Source organism: Actimicrobium antarcticum (genome assembly GCF_039536745.1).
Lineage (GTDB): Bacteria > Pseudomonadota > Gammaproteobacteria > Burkholderiales > Burkholderiaceae_D > Actimicrobium > Actimicrobium antarcticum.
Map to the genome: position 1 here is coordinate 174,294 of NZ_BAAAZE010000012.1, position 19,582 is coordinate 193,875.

At 58.4% G+C, this 19,582-nt stretch carries 17 protein-coding genes; 7 read left to right on the plus strand and 10 right to left on the minus strand.

Features of this window, described 5'->3' with window-relative positions:
• The 3 genes from ABD720_RS15090 (at window position 1) to ABD720_RS15100 (ending at window position 4,859) form a co-directional block, all read left to right on the plus strand.
• Window positions 1-1,323 (plus strand): amidase, encoded by a 1,323-nt coding sequence (locus ABD720_RS15090; protein ID WP_344764364.1) that lies wholly within the window; start codon window positions 1-3, stop codon window positions 1,321-1,323.
• A gap of 66 nt (window positions 1,324-1,389) precedes the next feature.
• Window positions 1,390-3,408, plus strand: a complete 2,019-nt coding sequence (locus ABD720_RS15095) for a S9 family peptidase (protein ID WP_344764366.1) — start codon at window positions 1,390-1,392, stop codon at window positions 3,406-3,408.
• Window positions 3,409-3,503: 95 nt separating this feature from the next.
• Complete coding sequence (locus ABD720_RS15100; RefSeq protein ID WP_344764368.1) at window positions 3,504-4,859, plus strand: DUF3422 family protein; 1,356 nt, start codon at window positions 3,504-3,506, stop codon at window positions 4,857-4,859.
• A gap of 212 nt (window positions 4,860-5,071) precedes the next feature.
• On the opposite strand, the gene guaA is transcribed toward ABD720_RS15100, so the two are convergent.
• Both guaA and guaB read right to left on the minus strand, forming a co-directional pair.
• Window positions 5,072-6,676, minus strand: coding sequence for a glutamine-hydrolyzing GMP synthase (gene guaA / locus ABD720_RS15105; RefSeq protein WP_344764524.1), 1,605 nt, complete (start codon window positions 6,674-6,676; stop codon window positions 5,072-5,074).
• A 103-nt stretch (window positions 6,677-6,779) separates the two neighbouring features.
• Window positions 6,780-8,240 carry an IMP dehydrogenase gene (gene guaB, locus ABD720_RS15110; protein WP_344764370.1) on the minus strand — a complete coding sequence of 487 codons (1,461 nt, stop codon included), beginning with the start codon at window positions 8,238-8,240 and terminating at the stop codon, window positions 6,780-6,782.
• 158 nt (window positions 8,241-8,398) lie between these two features.
• On the opposite strand from guaB, the gene ABD720_RS15115 reads away from it, so the two are divergent.
• The gene (locus ABD720_RS15115; RefSeq protein WP_344764373.1) at window positions 8,399-8,914 is read left to right on the plus strand and encodes a DUF4124 domain-containing protein; all 516 of its coding nucleotides are present in this window, start codon (window positions 8,399-8,401) and stop codon (window positions 8,912-8,914) included.
• Between the two features lie 16 nt (window positions 8,915-8,930).
• On the opposite strand, the gene ABD720_RS15120 is transcribed toward ABD720_RS15115, so the two are convergent.
• Both ABD720_RS15120 and ABD720_RS15125 read right to left on the minus strand, forming a co-directional pair.
• Window positions 8,931-9,206, minus strand: coding sequence for an RnfH family protein (locus tag ABD720_RS15120; protein WP_344764376.1), 276 nt, complete (start codon window positions 9,204-9,206; stop codon window positions 8,931-8,933).
• Window positions 9,199-9,630: a type II toxin-antitoxin system RatA family toxin gene (locus tag ABD720_RS15125; RefSeq protein ID WP_344764378.1), complete on the minus strand. Its 432-nt coding sequence runs from the start codon at window positions 9,628-9,630 to the stop codon at window positions 9,199-9,201. Before ABD720_RS15125 ends, ABD720_RS15120 begins: the two co-directional genes overlap by 8 nt.
• Window positions 9,631-9,696: 66 nt before the next feature.
• On the opposite strand from ABD720_RS15125, the gene smpB reads away from it, so the two are divergent.
• Window positions 9,697-10,146: an SsrA-binding protein SmpB gene (gene smpB / locus ABD720_RS15130; protein ID WP_344764379.1), complete on the plus strand. Its 450-nt coding sequence runs from the start codon at window positions 9,697-9,699 to the stop codon at window positions 10,144-10,146.
• Window positions 10,147-10,240: 94 nt separating this feature from the next.
• On the opposite strand, the gene ABD720_RS15135 is transcribed toward smpB, so the two are convergent.
• From ABD720_RS15135 to ppsA, 4 genes are all read right to left on the minus strand, one after another.
• Window positions 10,241-10,927 (minus strand): carboxymuconolactone decarboxylase family protein, encoded by a 687-nt coding sequence (locus ABD720_RS15135; RefSeq protein WP_344764383.1) that lies wholly within the window; start codon window positions 10,925-10,927, stop codon window positions 10,241-10,243.
• Between the two features lie 223 nt (window positions 10,928-11,150).
• Window positions 11,151-12,077: an SPFH domain-containing protein gene (locus tag ABD720_RS15140; RefSeq protein WP_344764385.1), complete on the minus strand. Its 927-nt coding sequence runs from the start codon at window positions 12,075-12,077 to the stop codon at window positions 11,151-11,153.
• A 3-nt stretch (window positions 12,078-12,080) separates the two neighbouring features.
• Window positions 12,081-12,560 (minus strand): NfeD family protein, encoded by a 480-nt coding sequence (locus ABD720_RS15145; RefSeq protein ID WP_344764388.1) that lies wholly within the window; start codon window positions 12,558-12,560, stop codon window positions 12,081-12,083.
• 120 nt (window positions 12,561-12,680) lie between these two features.
• Window positions 12,681-15,116 carry a phosphoenolpyruvate synthase gene (gene ppsA, locus ABD720_RS15150; protein ID WP_344764391.1) on the minus strand — a complete coding sequence of 812 codons (2,436 nt, stop codon included), beginning with the start codon at window positions 15,114-15,116 and terminating at the stop codon, window positions 12,681-12,683.
• Between the two features lie 161 nt (window positions 15,117-15,277).
• Between ppsA and ppsR the strand changes: the two genes are divergently transcribed.
• Entirely contained in the window at window positions 15,278-16,132 is an 855-nt protein-coding gene (ppsR, locus tag ABD720_RS15155) for a posphoenolpyruvate synthetase regulatory kinase/phosphorylase PpsR (RefSeq protein WP_344764394.1), read from the plus strand.
• Between the two features lie 96 nt (window positions 16,133-16,228).
• Window positions 16,229-17,980 (plus strand): zinc ribbon domain-containing protein, encoded by a 1,752-nt coding sequence (locus ABD720_RS15160; RefSeq protein ID WP_344764396.1) that lies wholly within the window; start codon window positions 16,229-16,231, stop codon window positions 17,978-17,980.
• Between the two features lie 175 nt (window positions 17,981-18,155).
• Here ABD720_RS15160 and ABD720_RS15165 read toward each other — a convergent pair whose 3' ends face one another.
• Window positions 18,156-18,974 (minus strand): TrmH family RNA methyltransferase, encoded by an 819-nt coding sequence (locus ABD720_RS15165; protein ID WP_344764398.1) that lies wholly within the window; start codon window positions 18,972-18,974, stop codon window positions 18,156-18,158.
• The gene (gene rnhB, locus ABD720_RS15170) at window positions 18,971-19,582 is read right to left on the minus strand and encodes a ribonuclease HII (protein WP_344764525.1); all 612 of its coding nucleotides are present in this window, start codon (window positions 19,580-19,582) and stop codon (window positions 18,971-18,973) included. The genes ABD720_RS15165 and rnhB overlap by 4 nt, the downstream gene beginning before the upstream one ends.

The following is a 19,582-nucleotide window of genomic DNA, read 5'->3' on the forward strand; positions in this document are numbered from 1 at the left end:
ATGCCCAAGCAACGCCTTTCCAGCATCCCTGCCCTCGGCCAGGAGAAGCGCCTGCCCCTGATCGAAGCCAGCCTCGCCGCGGCAACAAACAGCAGCGCCGTATTCACCCGCCTGTATCCCGACGCAGCCCTCGCCGCCGCACGCCATGCCGATGCGATGCATGTCGCTGGCGTGACGCCACTGTCGGCACTGGCCGGCTTGCCGGTGTCGATCAAGGATTTGCTGGACGTGGCAGGCGAAGCGACGCTGGCAGGATCGACGGTGCTGCGCGACGCCACCCCCGCCCTGCACGACGCGCCCGTGGTGCAACGCTTGCGGCGGGCTGGCGCTGCGATCATCGGCAAGACCAACATGACCGAGTTTGCGTTTTCGGGTGTCGGGCTCAATCCACATTACGGCACACCGGACAATCCGGCCGATGCACTGGTCGCACGGATTCCGGGTGGCTCGTCCTCGGGCGCAGCGGTCTCGGTCGCTGCCGGCATCTGCGTGGCGGCGATCGGCTCCGACACCGGCGGCTCGATCCGGATACCGGCGGCGTTTTGTGGGCTGGTGGGCTTCAAGTCGACCGCCCGGCGCGTGCCGACACGCGGCGCCATCCCGCTTTCCACCACACTCGACACGATTTGCGCGATGACCCGCTCGGTCGATGATTGCGTGCTGGTCGATAGCCTGATTGCCGACACGCCGCTGATCGTCAAATCCATATCGCTGGCCGGTTTGCGACTGGCGATACCGCAAGCCATCGTGCTCGATCAGATGGAGGACCATGTCGCGCGCAGCTTTGCGGCTGCGCTGTCAAGACTGTCGGCGGCGGGTGCCGTCATCCTCGATACGCCACTGGCAGAGCTCGATGAGTTCATCGCACTAAGTCAGTTTTCGGGGGCGGAAGCGTATGCATGGCATCGCGCTTTGCTGGCACGCTCCGGTAACGGCTACGACCCGCGTGTGGGCAAGCGCATCGCCTACGGCGCCGGCATGAGTGCGGCCGACTACATCCACCTGCACCTGGCACGCGACAACTGGATCGTGCGGATGGAACAGGCGATGGCGCCATTCGATGCGCTCATCCTGCCGACGGTGCCGATCGTCGCGCCTCCCACGGCATGGCTGGAAGCGTCGGACGAGGTGTACTTCCGCATCAATAATCTGGTGTTGCGCAATACCGCCTGGGTCAATTTGCTGGATGGTTGCGCCGTATCACTGCCGTGCCATGCGGACGGAACGCTGCCGGTCGGCTTGTCGGTGGTCGGTGCGGCGATGGCGGATGCACGGATTTTATCGATCGCCAGAGTGATTGCTGCGGCGCTGGAATCCGCGTAGTTCTCTCGCCAAATAATGATGTGCCCATGAGCCCGCTCTGCTCCCATGCAAAGGAATGAAAACGTGTTGAACCACTTGCTCCCCCAGCCTTTACGTACTGTGACCCTCGCCGCCACGCTGCTGATGGCCTGTCTGTCCGCGTCCGCACACACCGGGCCGGAGGACGTCATTGCCCCCAACCCGCACCTGACCGCCGAAGGCATTCCGCCGATTCCCGCCGCGATGGCGCAACTGGCCGGACGCTACAACGATTTCCGGTCACGCGTGCTGCTCGACTGGCATCCGACCCGGCGTGAAATGCTGGTCGCCACCCGTACCAGCGGCGTGGGCGTGCAAGTCCATCTGTTGCGTAAACCCATGGGCGAACTGGAACAGCTGACCGATTATCCGGACCCGGTGCGCGCCGCCTGGTTCGAGCCAAAGAACGGCAGCTACATCCTGTTTGAAAAAGACGAAGGCGGTAGCGAAGCCAGCCAGCTGTTCCGGATGGATCTGGCCACCCGCAAGGTCACGCTGCTGACCGACCCGAACGAAAAGCACGGTGCCGGCGAATGGAACCACGCAAAGGATCGTGTGCTGGTCTATTCCACCCAGCTCGACAAGACCGCCGGTGCCGCCCGACGCGCCGACGTCACCACCGAACTCTGGCTGCTCGATCCGCTGCAGCCTGGCGCCAAACGCAAAATCGCGTCGCTACCGGGCGGTGGCTGGAGCGAAGTACCAGCGCAATGGTCGCGCGATGACCGCCAGCTGGTGGCCACCAATTTTGTCTCGGCCAATGAAAGCACGGTCTGGCTGATCGATGTGGCCAGCGGTGCGCGACGCCAGATACTGCCTGCGCCGGGAGCCGTCAGCGTGCCGGTCTTTTACGGCGAAGTGCATTTTTCGCGCGATGACAAGAGCCTGCTGGCGACCTCGGATGCGGCTGGCGAATTCCAGCAACTGGTGCGCATCGACCTGGCCACACGCAAGCAAACCATCCTGTCAAAAAAGATCGCCTGGGACGTAACCCATGTCGAACCGGCCAGCCTGAACGATCGGGTTGCCACCGTCGTCAACAACGATGGCATGTCCGAGCTACATCTGTTCGATGCGGCACACGGGCGCGAATTGCCACACCCGGCGCTGCCATCCGGTGCGGTCTCGCGCATCAAATGGCGCACTGCCGATGAACTGGGACTGAGCCTGAATTCGGCCCGCAGCCCGGGCGAAGTGATGACGCTGAACCTGCGCACCGGCGCCACCGAACAATGGACCGCGCCCACTGCCGGCATCGATACCGGCAGCTTTCGCGATGCGGCCATCGTGCGCTGGAAGAGCTTTGACAACCGCATGATCAGCGGCATCATGTCGCGCCCCGAAGCACGCGCCGACGGCAAATTCAAAGGCCCGCGCCCGGTCGTGATCCAGATCCATGGCGGCCCCGAAAGCCAGGCGCGACTGGGCTTTTTGGGTCGCATCAATTATCTGGTCAACGAGCTTGGCATTGCCGTGATCCAGCCGAATGTGCGTGGCTCGACCGGCTACGGCAAATCCTTCCTGAAGCTCGACAATGGCATGCTGCGCGAAGACTCGGTCAAGGATATCGGTGCCTTGCTGGACTGGATTGCCACCCAGCCCGACCTCGATCCGACGCGGGTGGTCGTGATGGGCGGCAGTTACGGTGGCTACATGAGCCTGGCGGTATCGACCAATTATGCAGACCGGATTACCGGCTCGGTGGATGTGGTCGGCATCTCCAGTTTTGTCAGTTTTCTGGAACGTACCGAAAGCTATCGGCGCGACCTGCGTCGGGTCGAATACGGCGATGAACGTGATCCGGCGATGCGCGCTTTCATGGAACGGATCGCGCCACTGAACAATGCCCAAAAAATCACCAAACCTCTATTTGTGGTGCAGGGAAAAAACGATCCGCGCGTGCCGTTGAACGAAGCCGAGCAGATCGTCGAGCGGGTCCGCAAGAATGGCGTGCCGGTCTGGTATCTGATGGCAGACAACGAAGGGCACGGGTTTGCGCGCAAGCCGAATGCCGATTTTTACTTTTTTTCGCTGGTGCGGTTTCTGGAAGAGTACTTATTGCGCTGATTTTTTATTGTGCTGATCCGTGATGACAGACTGGTCGTGTGATAACTTGCGCGCCAGCCCTGTTTTTATGCCTGACAACCTGATCGCCTGACGCCATGCCCATCGCCAATCCGTCCCTGAACCACCCACTGCGCATGCCACTGGCCGCAGAAGCCCATTCGCGTCCGTTCCTGCAACTCGATGCGCCGGAAACCGTGACCCATTTGGCGCTGTATGACCGCACCATCGAGACGCCGGACTGGCAGCTGCATACCTTGCGCGAGCTGTGCGGGTATTTCGGCATGGCTGGTCCGGCGCTCGATGCCAAATATTTTTATCATGACTTCGGCCGTTTTCGTTTGAAGTGGGAATGCCATACCGAATTCGCCACCTACACCTTCGCCCAGAGCACTCCGGACAACGTACCACTGGCAGAGGCCTTCCAGCGGGTACCGTTGATGCAGATTCCGCAGCAGTGGTTGCATGGCCTGGGTGGCAAGATCATGGTGGCCGCCCACGTCGTCCTCGAAAAAGCCGACGGCCCCAGCGACAGCGCCAGTGCCGAAATACGCGACGCGTTCGAGGGACTGTCGCTGGCTGCCAGTACGGTGCTGCAAGGTGCCGAGGTATGGAGTGATTTCCTGATCCAGTCGGATGGCTTCAGCCGCTTCGTGATACGCGATGTCGGCTTGCGCCAGCAACAGCTGGGACGACTGGTACAGCGCGTACTGGAAATCGAAACCTACCGGATGATGGCTTTGCTCGGCCTGCCCCATGCGCAGGCATCGGCCCCCACCCTCAATGCCATCGAAGCCGAACTGGCGTTGCTGACGGCGACCATGGTCGACAGCGATGGTGCCGTGGCCGATGCACTGATCAACAGCACCGCCGAAGAACAGGACGACGGCGAACGCACGCTGCTACGCAGCATCACCAGCCTGGCTGCGCGTAATGAAAAAATTTCGGTCGACAACAGTTACCGGTTTTCGGCCTCGCAAGCCTATTTTCAGCTGGTCAAGGCACGTATCGACGAATTGCGCGAAAGCCGGATCGACGGCATTCCGACACTCGGCGAATTCATGGAACGCCGGCTGGCCCCCGCCATGAGTACCTGCGCCGCCACCGCGCGTCGCCAGGAAGCACTGGCCGAACGCATCGCGCACTCGAATGATTTGCTGCGCACCCGCGTAGGCATCGTGCAGGAACTGCAAAACCGCAAAATCCTGCAATCGATGAACGCCCGCGCCGCCCAGCAACTGCGCTTGCAGCAGGCGGTCGAAGGATTGTCGGTGGTGGCGGTGTCGTATTACATGGTGGGTTTGTGCGGCTATGGCGCCAAGGCGGCCAAGGCGGCCGGCCTGCCGATCAATGCCGATGTCGTCACCGGGCTGATGGTGCCGGTGGTGGTGTTCGTGGTGTGGATGGGGTTGCGGCGTATGCATCGAAGCATGCATCGGAGCATGAAGCATTGATTGGTGGGATGCCGGGAATGCAGGGTGATTGCATTACGCATGGATGGGGTTACGGTTGCGGTAGGTGCTGATTAAACAAGCCCGACCACTTGCGTGCCGGGCTTGTTGTTAGATCAAGGTATCAAGGTTTCAAGGGGTTCAATATCACCGGAAAATTGATGTAACGCGGTCGGCGCTTGCCCGGTGAATAACCAACAGGTGACGCCCTCAACTCACTCCCACTCAATCGTCGCCGGCGGCTTGCCCGAAATATCATAGACCACGCGATTGATACCGCGCACTTCATTGATGATCCGGTTCGACACCCGTCCCAGCAGCTCATGCGGCAAATGCGCCCAGTGCGCCGTCATGAAATCCTGCGTCTGCACTGCACGCAGTGCCACCACGTATTCGTACGTCCGGCCATCGCCCATCACGCCAACCGACTTCACCGGCAGGAATACTGCGAACGCCTGGCTGGTACCTTCGTACCAGTTCTTGACGATGCCTTGCTGGTCGATACCGGCTGGCAAGTCAATCGTGCAATTACGCAGCTCTTCAATGAAGATGGCATCGGCACGCCGGAGCAGGTCGGCGAATTCCTTTTTGACTTCACCCAGAATTCGCACACCCAGGCCCGGACCCGGGAATGGATGGCGGTACACCATGGTGGCCGGCAAGCCCAGCGCAACACCCAGCGCCCGTACTTCGTCCTTGAACAGTTCGCGCAACGGCTCCAGCAATTTCAGGTTCAGGGTTTCAGGCAGGCCGCCGACATTGTGGTGGCTCTTGATCGTGTGACCCTTCTTGCCTTTGCCAGCGCTTTCGATGACGTCCGGGTAGATGGTGCCCTGAGCCAGCCATTTGGCATTCTTCAGTTTGGCCGACTCGACCTGGAACACTTCGACGAATTCACGGCCGATGATCTTGCGCTTGACTTCGGGATCGGTGACGCCGGCCAGATGTCCCATGAACTGGTCGGTGGCATCGACGCGGATGACTTTGACGCCGAGGTTGTTGGCAAACATGTCCATCACCATGTCGCCTTCGTTCAGGCGCAACAAGCCGTGATCAACAAACACGCACGTGAGCTGGTCGCCGATGGCGCGATGGATCAGCGCTGCTGCAACGCTGCTGTCGACACCACCCGACAATCCGAGAATGACGTCATCGCTGCCGACTTGTTGACGGATCGATGCGACTGCTTCGGCAATGTAATCCGGCATGTTCCAGTCCGATTTGCAGCCACAGATTTCATGCACGAAGCGGCCGATGATGGCTTTTCCCTGCAGGGTGTGGGTGACTTCCGGATGGAATTGCACCGCGTAAAAGTGGCGTGTTTCATCAGCGATCGCGGCGATCGGACAGCTCTCGGTGGACGCCATCAGCTTGAAGCCGGCCGGCATCTCGGTGACCTTGTCGCCGTGACTCATCCAGACCTTGAGCATGCCGTGACCTTCAGCGGTGGTGAAGTCGCTAATGCCATCGAGCAGCGCCGTGTGGCCGCGCGCGCGTACTTCCGCGTAACCGAATTCGCGCACCTTGCCGTTTTCGACCTTGCCACCAAGCTGCTCGGCCATGGCTTGCATGCCATAACAGATGCCGAATACGGGCACGCCCAATTCGAACACCGCTTGCGGAACACGCGGCGTATCGCCATCGGTGACCGAGTTCGGACCGCCAGAAAGGATGACGCCGGCAGCACCGTAGTTGCGCACGAATTCATCGCTGACGTCATACGGGAAGACTTCGGAAAACACGCCGGCGTCGCGCACGCGGCGCGCAATCAGCTGGGTCACCTGGGAACCGAAATCGAGAATCAGAATTTTGGAATGCATGGCCATGGTCGACTTAAAAAAATACGGATCAATAAAACGTCAGCAGGGCTGCGCGGAGTTCCGGCAGCCCTGCTTGTCGATAATTTCAGAGTGCTTATGCTACTTATTCGGCGCGATAGTTCGGCGCTTCCTTGGTGATTTGCACATCATGGACGTGCGACTCGCGCATGCCGGCCGAGGTGATTTCGACGAACTCGGCTTTTTCGCGCAACTCTTCGATGGTCGCGCAGCCGCAGTAACCCATCGAGGAGCGCACGCCGCCCACCAGTTGATACAGGATAGCCAGCACGCTGCCCTTGTAGGCAACACGACCCTCAATACCTTCCGGCACGAATTTGTCATTGCCGCTACCGGCATCCTGGAAATACCGGTCAGCCGAGCCGTCCGCCATCGCAGCCAGGCTGCCCATGCCGCGATACGACTTGTAGCTGCGACCCTGGAACAGGATCACTTCGCCCGGTGCTTCTTCGGTACCGGCAAACATGCTGCCCATCATCACGCTGGAGGCTCCAGCCGCGAGTGCCTTGGCGATGTCACCAGAGAAACGGATACCACCGTCTGCGATGCACGGAATCCCGGTACCTTTCAAGGCCTGTGCGACATTCGAAATGGCAGAAATTTGGGGCACGCCGACGCCGGCGACGATCCGTGTCGTGCAGATCGAACCCGGGCCGATGCCGACCTTGACGCCATCGGCACCATGGTCCGCCAGCGCCTTGGCGGCGGCGGCTGTAGCGATGTTGCCGCCTATGACATCGACATGCGGAAAGTTGGTCTTGACCCATTTCACGCGGTTCAGTACGCCTTGCGAATGACCGTGGGCAGTATCGACCACCACCACATCGACACCGGCAGCTACCAGCAATTCAATGCGCTCATCGTTGTCGGCACCGACGCCAACGGCGGCGCCGACGCGCAATTTACCGTGTTCGTCCTTGCAGGCAAACGGATGTTCGGTAGATTTCTGGATATCTTTAACGGTGATCAGACCGCGCAGTTCGAAGTCGTCGTTGACGACCAGGACGCGCTCGAGACGGTGCTTGTTCATCAGGCGCTTGGCTTCGGATAGCTCCGCCCCATCCTTGACGAAAACCAGTTTCTCGCGGACGGTCATCTTGGCGCGGACTTCGGCGTCCAGTTCTTCTTCAAAACGCAGGTCGCGGTTGGTGATGATGCCGATGACCTTCTTGCCTTCGACGACCGGGAAGCCGCTGATGCCGTGCTGCGCCGACAAGGAAATGACATCGCGGATCTTCATGTTCGGTGGAATCGTGATCGGGTCGCGCACCACGCCGGACTCGAACCGCTTGACCCGGGAAACTTCACGGGCCTGCTCTCGCGGAGTCAGGTTTTTGTGGATGATGCCGATGCCGCCTTCTTGCGCCATTGCAATCGCCAGCCGGGATTCGGTCACGGTATCCATCGCAGCAGACAACAGCGGTATGTTCAGCGTGATATTGCGCGAAAGGCGCGTTTGCAGGATGGTGTCTTTGGGAAGGATGTTCGAGTAAGCCGGGACGAGCAGCACGTCATCGAATGTGAGTGCCTTTTGAAGAAGACGCATAGTTTTTCCTATTGGCGCAAAAGCGAATTATACAGAAAACCCCTCCGAAGTCATCGTCAGAATGCCATCTGCCAACAGAGACTGCGGCATTGATTGACAGACCAGCGAAAGCATGGCGAAATCATTGCCATACCTCAATGCCATTCCCGAAAGAGATCATGAAAAACCGATCAATCGCCTGTCTGCAACTCGCTGTGCTGTTGGCCCTGTCCAGTGCCGCTAGCCTCGCGGCGGCTCAGTATGCGTGGGTAGACGCAAGTGGCAACAAGCAGTTTTCCGATATGCCGCCACCGCCATCCGTCCCGCGAAAAAATATCCTGAAAGAACCCGGCGCAAAGCCGGCAGAACCGATTGCAAGAACGGCAGACAAAGCCGACACCAATCAGTCCAGGTCGCCCCCGCCAGACGCACCGATGACGACCGCGGAGCGCAATGCCGATTTTCAGAAACGCAAAATGGAGCAGACCGAGAAAGACCAGAAAGCTGCCGATGCTGCCAAACTTGCTGCCAACAAAACCGCCAATTGCGAGAAGGCACGTTCGTATGCCCGCAGCCTCGACGACGGCATCCGCATTGTTACCACCGACAAGGATGGGGAACGCTCCACCATGTCCGATGAACAACGCGTCGTCGAAATGCGCAACGTCAAAAAGATCACTAGCGATTGTCCGTGACCCGTCGTGCAGACGGCTATTGTCTGGCGCGTTTGCGGCGCGACTCTTTCGGGTCCGCTAGCAGCGGACGGTAGACTTCGACCCGGTCATTGGCGCGCAACAGTGTTTCTGGCGTTTTCAGCTTGCCGAAAATACCAACGCGATGATGATCCAGCCCAATCTCCGGCATTGTCTGGCGCACGGCATCGACAATGGTGCTGCCAACGGGCATCGCAATCGAGATCATGCGCTGTTCCGCGGGTGTCGCAAAACACACCATGACGGGAATCATTGCCTCGCCCGCATCAGCCATACACCACCTCGGCACGCTTGCAAAAAGAATCAACGAAGCTGTTCGCAATCATGTTGAACACTGGCCCGATGACGCCTTCGATCAGGCGATTCGAAAACTCGTACTGCAAATCAAATTCGATCTTGCAGGCGTCGCTGCGCAACGGTTTGAAGGTCCATGCACCATGCAGTCGCTTGAACGGACCATCGACCAGCTGCATCGTCATCGACGACGATGGCACGTTGGTGTTTTCGGTGGTGAAGGTTTGCTTGATGCCGTGATACTTGATGTGCAAGGTCGCAGTCAGCGTATTGCCTTCGCGCGAACGGACATCAACGCCGCCACACCACGGCAGGAATATGGGATAGTCTTCGACTTTGTCTACCAGCGCGAACATTTGCTCTGCGCTGTAGCCGAGAAAAACGGATTTGTGAACGACTGCCATTGGAGTTGAACCGTTTGATAAAATCAGAAGTCCGAAATTCTAACCGACCGCACCGATCTTTACCTCATGACCATAGTTGATAACAGAAAAGCTTTTCACGATTACTTCGTCGAGGAGCGCTTTGAAGCCGGTCTTTCCCTGCAAGGATGGGAAGCCAAGTCGATCCGCGCCGGCCGGGTCCAGCTCAAGGAAGCGTATGTGATTGTGCGCGGCAATGAGGTTTTCCTGTTCGGCGCGCACATCAGCGCCCTCACCTCAACCTCAACCCACGTTCACCCGGAAGCAACCCGCACCCGGAAGTTACTGCTGCACGCCGCCGAAATCAAGAAGATGATCGAAAAGGTCGAGCGGTCCGGCTACACGCTGGTACCGATCAACCTGCATTACGTGGGCGGCCGCATCAAATGCGAAGTCGGTCTTGCCAAGGGCAAGAAGCAGCACGACAAGCGCGCCACCGAACGCGATCGCGACGGTCAGCGCGAAGTGGCATCGGCGATGAAGCAACATCGCCGCTAGGCCTGCACCGCAAAACACTTTGTGCCGGACCGGATGACTCCGGAGGCGATGGACCGTCGTTGCACGGCGCCACCGCGATCAATTGCAACGCCGCTTAGCGCGGCTTTTCCGGGAATGGCAGCGGCTTGTCCGCCGGTGACGATTCCCCGCCCAATTCCAGCAACATGGCAACAGTGACGTAGGTGCCGCTCACCGCCACCAGGTCGACCAGCTGCTGCTCGCCGAGGATGGCCACGCCGCGCTTGAACAATTCATCGCTTACCGTGTGCTGATTTGCCAGCGCCATGCTGATGTCATAGACGATTTCTTCGTCCGGTTGCATGCCGCGGGGCCGGATGTTGGCCTTCAGGTCATCGGCCACCGATTGCGGCAGACCGGCTTTCAACGCCAGCGGGTAATGCGCATACCACTCGACCTGCGAAGTCCATAGCCGGCCCTGGATCAGGATGGCAAATTCGTTCAGGCGTTTCGGGAGTGAGGTATCGAAACGCAGGTAGTCGAGCAAGCGCTTCATGCGCTCGGCAAAGACCGGACTGCGCAACATGACGTTATACGGACCCGCCAGGCCCACGCTGGAAATCTTGACGATTTCCTCCGCCAGCGCGCGCGACTGGGGCGGTACATTTTCCATGGTGAGCTGCGTCATCCGCTTGGGCTTAGCCTCGGCAGGTGCCTGGGCGAACGATATGGAGGCAACTCCCGCCAGCGCTAAGGCGGCTACTGCCACTGCCACTTTGCGCAGCGTGATTGCCGGGCAAGTTCGTTCATTCCTGTTTTGCATTGATGGTCTCCGTTTTTATTATGTCGCCCCGGCTGCGAGCATGGCTGCCCGCGCCGAGGCGCATGGCCTGATGGCCGTCGGGGCACTGTCCTGGCGATAGCGCCATGACGAATGTTGCTCCCCGGCGCAATCTTCGCATATTACGGTGCAGAAAGTATCGGCGAGCAGGCCAATCCGTCAGCACTTCCGGCGGTCATCAGACAAACGTTACCCTCGCCACTTTCTAGACCTTTTGCTGTGACTTCACGACTTGCATGGCGCCCGCAATCAGCCCGCTGATGTCGCTCAGGTTGGCTGGCACGATAATCGAATTATTGGTCTTGGCCAGCTGCGCAAAGGCTGCTACATACTGCTCCGCCACCTTCAGGTTCACCGCATCCGAGCCACCCGGTGACAGAATGGCGGAGGCGATCTTGCGCAGCGCTTCGGCGTTCGCTTCAGCCAATGCAAGAATCGCTGCAGCCTGACCTTGGGCGCGATTGATCGATGCCTGCTTCTCCCCTTCCGACTTGGCAATCGACGCCTCACGCTCACCGGTCGCGATATTGATTTGCTCCTGCTTGCGTCCTTCCGACGCGGCAATCAATGCCCGTTTTTCGCGCTCTGCCGTGATCTGTGCCTGCATCGCATGCAGGATTTCTTTCGGTGGCGTCAGATCCTTGATCTCGTAACGCAGCACCTTCACACCCCAGTTCGCCGCCGATTCATCGATCGCATTGACGATGGTGGTGTTGATGTGGTCGCGCTCTTCGAAGGTCTTGTCGAGCTCCATCTTGCCGATGACCGAGCGCAGCGTGGTCTGTGCCAGCTGCGTGATGGCGTTGATATAGTTCGATGAGCCGTACGATGCGCGCATCGGATCGGTTACCTGGAAATACAGGATGCCGTCGACCTGCAGCTGTGTGTTGTCCTTGGTGATACATACCTGCGGCGGCACATCGAGCGGAATTTCCTTGAGGATGTGCTTGTAGGCGACCCGGTCGATGAACGGGATCACGATATGCAAACCCGGCGTGAGTGTGGTGTGGTACTTGCCCAGCCGCTCGACGACCAGTGCATGCTGCTGTGGAACGACGTTGATGGTCTTCATCACAAACACGACTGCGAGGATGAAGATGATTAGCGAGACACTACCGAAACTGAATTCCATGGATTACCTCATTGGTTGTGGATCGGATGCGGTGTGGGGAGCCGGATGAGCCTGCAATACCAGCAAGCAGCTACCGCGAATTTCGATGATGTGATGAACGCCGGCGGCAGGCGTGCCGGCACCGGCATATTCGACATCCCACATGGCACCGCGATACATCACGCGTGCCATGGGCTTGCCCCCCGTGGGGGTATGCCACGCGTCGATGGTGACCGATTGGCCGATATCCAGACTGGCATTCGGGTCACGCGAAGCGTGAGCACGACTGGCCTTGCCAAGTTTGCTGCGACTCAGTGCCACGGTGGCAATCACCCCCACGACTGCAGCTACAACGAACTGGACCGGAGCAGACAACCCCAGGTATCCGGCAAGTGCGCCGGCAGACAGGCCGACAGCGATCATCAGCAAGTAAAACGTACCCGTAAAAATTTCCAGAATCACCAGCGTCCCTGCTGCTGCCAGCCACATCATCCATTGCGCCACGGCTTTTCTCCCCCGAAAATAAGAAAACCCCCGGCGCCACGAGTGCCCCGGGGGTTTGTTTCATATTAAGGCAATTTCCAGAATTGGTAGTTGCATTAACCTGACTGACACTTCAGATTTTCAATCCGCTTTTTTCAGCAACGCCAGTTTTTGCCAGGTATCGATGACCGAATCAGGATTGAGCGAAATCGATTCGATCCCTTCCAGCATCAGCCATTCTGCGAAGTCAGGATGGTCGGACGGCCCCTGGCCGCAAATACCAATGTACTTGCCTGCTGCACGGCAAGCCGCAATCGCTTTCGAGAGCAAGGCACGCACGGCCGGATCACGCTCGTCAAAGTCGGCCGCCAGCAGTTCCATGCCGGAGTCACGATCCAGACCCAGCGTCAGCTGAGTCAGGTCGTTCGAACCGATCGAGAAACCGTCAAAGAATTCGAGAAACTGTTCGGCCAGAATCGCATTCGATGGCACTTCGCACATCATGATCAGGCGCAGGCCATTTTCGCCGCGCTTCAGCCCATTCTTGCCGAGCAAATTGACGACCTTTTCAGCTTGCCCGAGCGTACGCACGAACGGCACCATGATCTCGACGTTGGTCAGGCCCATGTCATTGCGCACGCGTTTCATGGCCAGGCATTCCATTTCGAACGACTCGGCAAAATCGGCCGACAGATAGCGGGCTGCGCCGCGGAAACCCAGCATCGGGTTTTCTTCGTCCGGCTCGTAGCGCGATCCACCGATCAGCTTCTTGTATTCGTTGGACTTGAAGTCCGACAAACGCACGATCACTGGCTTGGGCCAGAACGCCGCGGCGATGGTCGCCATGCCTTCAGCCAGCTTGTCGACATAAAACGCCTTCGGCGACGCGTGACCGCGCGCGACGGACTCGACAGCTTTTTTCAGGTCGGCATCGATGTTCGGATACTCGAGGATCGCTTTCGGATGAACGCCAATGTTGTTGTTGATGATGAACTCAAGACGCGCCAGGCCAACACCGTTGTTCGGGATCGACTGGAAATCAAACGCGAGTTGCGGGTTACCGACGTTCATCATGATCTTCAGCGGCAGCTTCGGCAGTTCGCCGCGCAGCACTTCGGTGATTTCGGTTTCGAGCAGGCCGTCATAGATCTTGCCCTCGTCGCCTTCTGCGCAGGACACCGTCACGAACGTGCCGTCTTTCAGGATCTCGGTCGCATCGCCGCAACCGACCACAGCTGGTACGCCGAGTTCACGCGCGATGATCGCGGCATGACAGGTGCGACCACCGCGGTTCGTGACGATGGCTGCAGCGCGCTTCATGACCGGCTCCCAGTTCGGATCGGTCATGTCGGCGACCAGCACATCGCCCGGCTGGACGCGTTCCATGTCTGCCGCATCGTGGATCACACGGACCGGACCGGCGCCAATCTTCTGACCAATCGCACGACCGTGAACGAGTACTGTGCTGCTGCCCTTGAGCTTGAAGCGCTGTTGCGCGTCAGTGGCTTTCTGTTGTGATTTGACGGTCTCCGGACGCGCCTGCAGGATGTACAGCTTGCCGTCGCGACCATCCTTGCCCCACTCGATATCCATCGGGCGACCGTAGTGCTTTTCGATGATGACGGCATATTTGGACAGCTCGACGATTTCGTTGTCATCCAGCGAATAGCGGTTACGCATTTCGATCGGTACATCGACGGTCTTGACCGAGCGGCCAGCCTTGGCTTCGCCGGTGAATTCCATCTTGATCAGCTTCGAGCCGATATTGCGGCGAATGATAGGTAATTTGCCTTTTTCGAGCATCGGCTTGTGCACATAGAATTCGTCAGGATTGACGGCACCCTGCACCACGGTTTCGCCCAGGCCATAGCTGGAGGTGATAAACACCACATCACGGAAACCGGATTCGGTATCGAGCGTAAACATCACGCCGGCAGCACCGAGATCGGAACGCACCATGCGCTGAACGCCTGCCGACAAGGCGACTTCAGCATGTGTGAAGCCCTTGTGAACACGGTAGGAAATGGCACGGTCGTTGTACAGCGATGCGAAGACGTGCTTCATGGCTTCGAGCACGTTATCGATCCCGACAACGTTCAGGAAAGTTTCCTGCTGACCGGCAAATGAGGCATCCGGCAAGTCTTCTGCGGTTGCCGATGAACGCACGGCGAACGACATTTCGCTGGACGAATCCGCCACCAGTTGCTGATAGAACGTATCGATCTCGGCGTGCAGGCGTGGCTGGAAAGGTGTGGCGACGATCCATTCGCGGATCTCGTGTCCGGCAGCTGCCAGTGCACGCACGTCATCGATATCCAGTGACACCAGACGGTCGGCAATGCGCTGAGCCAGCGTAGGATTACCGTTCTCGCTATAGGATAAAAAATCGCGGAAGGCTTGGGCCGTCGTTGCGAAACCACCAGGGACGCGGACGCCGGCACCAGCGAGCTGGCTGATCATTTCACCCAGTGACGAGTTTTTGCCACCGACGGAATCCACATCCGTCATGCGCAAATTTTCAAAAGAGACGACGTAACTTGTCTCTGCAGATGCTCCTGTTTGTGATGCGTTGGACATAACTACCTCTACTTGATGATAAGAAATCTGCACGCGTGCCGGGTTGGCCTTTACACTTTGTCGTTATTGACAAGACCAGCCGGCATTCACTCTGGCGGCCATTTTACCCGCTGCAACTTGATTTGACCTTCGCCACCCTGACTTTTTCGCACCTACAGACTATGAACTCACCTGAACTTACTGCACACCAACTTACGGCAATTGATCGCACCGTATTTTTTGTCTCCGACGGAACAGGAATTACGGCAGAAACTTTTGGTCACGCGGTCCTGACCCAGTTTGACCTGCGCTTCAGGCAAATCCGCATGCCGTTTATCGACAGCGTCGACAAAGCCCATGATGCGGCGCGACGCATCAATGACGCATTCAAGGCGGAAGGCAAGCGGCCCATCATTTTCTCTACATTGATCCAGGCCGAGTTATCAAAAATCATTGAAGCATCGAATGGCATGGTAATGGACCTGATCCATACCTTCGTCATCCCGCTGGAACAGGAATTTGGCGTCAAATCGACCCACACGGTTGGCCGCAGCCACAATATTGCGGATTCCGATGACTACAAGAACCGCATCGAAGCCATCAACTTTTCATTGGCGCACGACGACGGCCAATCTCACAAGAATCTGGCCATGGCCGATGTGATCCTGGTGGGTGTGTCGCGCTCCGGCAAGACACCAACCACGCTGTACCTGGCCATGCAGTACGGCATCAAGGCCGCCAACTACCCGCTGATACCGGAAGACTTCGAGCGGGGCAAGTTGCCCAGCGGTTTGCTGTCATTCAAGGACAAGATCTTTGGCCTGTCGATCGCACCGGACCGCCTGTCGGAAGTGCGCAATGAGCGCCGTCCTGGCAGCAAATATGCGTCGCTGGAAAATTGCCGGTACGAGATCAACGAAGCCGAAGCCATGATGCGGCGGGAAGGTATCCAGTGGATGTCATCGACCACCAAGTCGATCGAGGAAATTGCCACCATGATCCTGCAGGAAATCAAATCCGACAAACGCGCCTATTGATAGGCTGGCTCTCGGCAAACAGCAGATACCCCCACCACGCCAACGCAGCGATGCCGCTGGTGAATCCCGTCACTCTTCTCCGAAAGACCTGAACCGATGGCCTACGATTACAGCTCAGAGAGTCAGCGCCTCGAACTGCCCAACCCGTATCGGGTAGAAAATGTATTTCAGTTCACCATCAGCGTTGTCTATCTGGCGTGCGGCGTGCTCGCGTTATTGGCGGCGCGCAGCAACCTCGAAGGCATGAGTGCGAAATTCGTCGTTCCGCTGATCGCCGGAGTATTACTCATTGGCTACGGCATTCGCTGTGCCGCGATCGGCATGACCCGTTTGCGCTTTTTCTTCGGACGGGCACTCCCGGTCGGGCTTGCACCCGAACTGGCCAACGGCGTCATCGGAAAATCGCATCAGATTGAAGTGGTACAAGAAGACCTGCGGCGCGGCACCCTGAGTTTTCCGGAACCGGTAGGCGCACTGAACGGATTACTGTACGACCGTTTTCCGCGACTGATCCTCGCGCCATTACCGGTTCAGCAACTGGCCCAGGTGCAGTTCCGCAATGGCTTGCTGATCGCCTTCACGCTAATTTCGTTGCTGGTGGCATGGCTGGGTTTTGCACGACCGCAAACAGCGGAATGGGTCGGCTTGTTCTACTTTGTGTTTGCCTCCTGGCTGGTGCTCAGGCCCATGACATCCGACCAGAAAAAACAGTCAGCGGTGAACGAAACCGGCATCATCGTGCTGTTCGTGGCCTCGATCCTGGGCCCGGTCATCGTGGCTTTTTTTGCCAGCTCGCTGCCCCGGCTGTCGTGGCTGACGCTGCATTGGCAGGCGCTGTTTCTGTTACTTGCATCGCTTTGTTCGGTTGCCCTGTTTTTTGCTGCATTGATCCGCCAGCTCTCGGTGCCGCCAGCCACCAACATGACCTGCGAAGTGATGAGCCTGAACATCAATACGCATCCGGCCCAGATCATCAATGAATTCGACCGCGTGATGCAGCAAAAATGGGTCGAGAAAATTCCCAACCGACGCTATGGCCGGATTGATCCCGTGATCAACTCTGATACGGCGACCGGCAGTTTCACAGGTGAAATCGTCGAAGAAACCCAACCAATGCCTTCACAGACAATGGCACCACTCTCCTTGTCGAGCGCGTTGGCCGGCGCACGCAGTCGATGGCTGGTCTACCTCAATCTATTTGGTACGCTGCTGCTGTGCGCTGGCGCAGCAGCCTTGCTGTTGCTGGTCTATCGCTTCGAAAGCGAAACCCTGGACATGTCGATCAGCACCAATCTGACGTTTGCCCTCGTGGCCTTCTCGGTCGGGCGTTTTTGCTTCCAGGCGTCGGAAAAACTCTGGGGTCGGTTTGACTTTGTATCCGAGATTATCTGGCTGGAATTGTCTGGCCAATACACCACTGCGCGCAATCGACTGGGCAATGACTTTTCCAGCACCGTCCGCACCGAAAGCAATGGCATTCATGTCGATTCAATGACCATGCGCGTGTGGACAGCGCGGGTTGAATCGGTGGTATTCGGCAAGGATGCGAAGCGCTGGATTACCGGCATGAATGGGCAAAGTGAAACCACCAAAGGTCTGGCCGATCACCTGTCGGCCTTTGCCCGGGCGCGGTCGATGTTTGTGGCACCGACCAATCCGGAGGACCTGAGCAAGATCGCGGCGATGCAGGTCAGTCAGGGTGCAGATCAGGCATCGGTGACGCAGACGCTGCAGAATTTGATGCCATCGGCCACGCAAACTCCAGCGGATAAATTTTGCAGTGAGTGTGGGGTGCCGCAATTGTCGGCGGCCAAGTTTTGTTCGGGGTGTGGGAGCAAGTTTGCCTGAGAAACTAGGTGGTAGGGATGTAACGGTTCGAGGCTGAGACGGGTGAGCTTTTGATGTCGTTGCGTCAGATGGCGATGACCTTCGGTGGCGTGCAGGACGGTGGGTGATACGGCCCATCGATGTGCAACAGAACTTTATTGCACGCTATCGTCGAATGGAAATCCAGATCCGGGATTCAACCCAGCAAATGCCGTTGTGACTTCGCCGAACCAGCTTCCCGCTGCCGCACCTGCTCAAAAAAACACACCGCAGCACAAGCCGCCACGTTCAGCGACTCCATCGCGCCAAGATGCGGAATCGCGACCCGATGCGTGGCGAGTTCCAGCAACTCGTCAGCGACGCCCTGCCCTTCGTGACCGAACAGCCACGCAACCGGTTGTGTCAGGTCGACGTCGTAGACGCGCTCTTGCGCATACGAACTGGTCGCCAGTACCGTGACGCTGGCGTTACGAATCACTGCAGCCAGATCGGTGTTCTCAATGATCTTCAGCAGAAAGTGTGCCCCCATTCCGGCGCGCAAGACTTTGGGTGACCACGCAAACGCAGTGCCCGGACTACAGAACACATACTCAATACCGGCCGCGGCGGCGCTACGCAGGATCGATCCCAGGTTGCCGGGGTCCTGCAAATTATCGAGCAGTACGGCCGACCCTGTGAGAGTGGCTGGCACTTCGATAGCCGGCGTGTCGATGACGAACATCAGGCCAATGCCATGCTCGACCTGGCTCACCGCCTGATATAACGCCTCCGGCAAGACGATGCATTGCACGCGTCCGGCTTCGCATTGCATCAGCAGTGGCACCACTTCCGGATGCACGGAAGCGCTTTCGCTAACGATGCACATCGGCGGCAGGCCAAGATGCTGCAAATACGCTTCGCACAAATGCACGCCATCGAGCAAGGTACGCCCTGCTTTGCGTCGCGCCTGTGAACTCGTGGCAAGCAGCTTGAGTTCCTTGAACAGCGGGTTATCCCGCGAGCTGATCGGCTTCATGATTTGCCCGCCAGCAGAATCCGGCGTACCGGTGCATACGAGCGGCGATGAATCGGTGTCACGCCATGCAACTGCAGCCGTTCCAGATGCAGTGCGGTCGGATAGCCTTTGTGCCGGTCGAATCCGTACAACGGATATTGCGCATGCAACACCATCAGAGCGGCGTCGCGCGCCGTCTTGGCCAAAATGGAGGCCGCCGAAATTGCATCGACCTTGTCGTCGCCGCCGACGATGGCTTCGGAGCGCACCGCCATGACCGGGCAGCGATTACCATCGATCAACGCCAGCGTCGGCACGATCGACAATCCTTCGACCGCGCGTTTCATGGCCAGCATGGAGGCCTGAAGAATATTGATCGCATCGATTTCTTCATGCGAAGACTCTGCAATCGACCACGCCAATGCATGCGCCTTGATCTCCAGCGCCAGCGCATCACGACGCGCCTCGCTCAGCTTTTTCGAGTCGCGCAGGCCGATGATCGGGTGGGCCGGGTCGAGGATGACGGCCGCCGCGAAGACCGGCCCGGCCAGCGGACCGCGACCGGCTTCATCGACGCCACAAATCAACTCAGCACCATGGTCGAACAAGGGCAGCGCAGCGGAATTCAT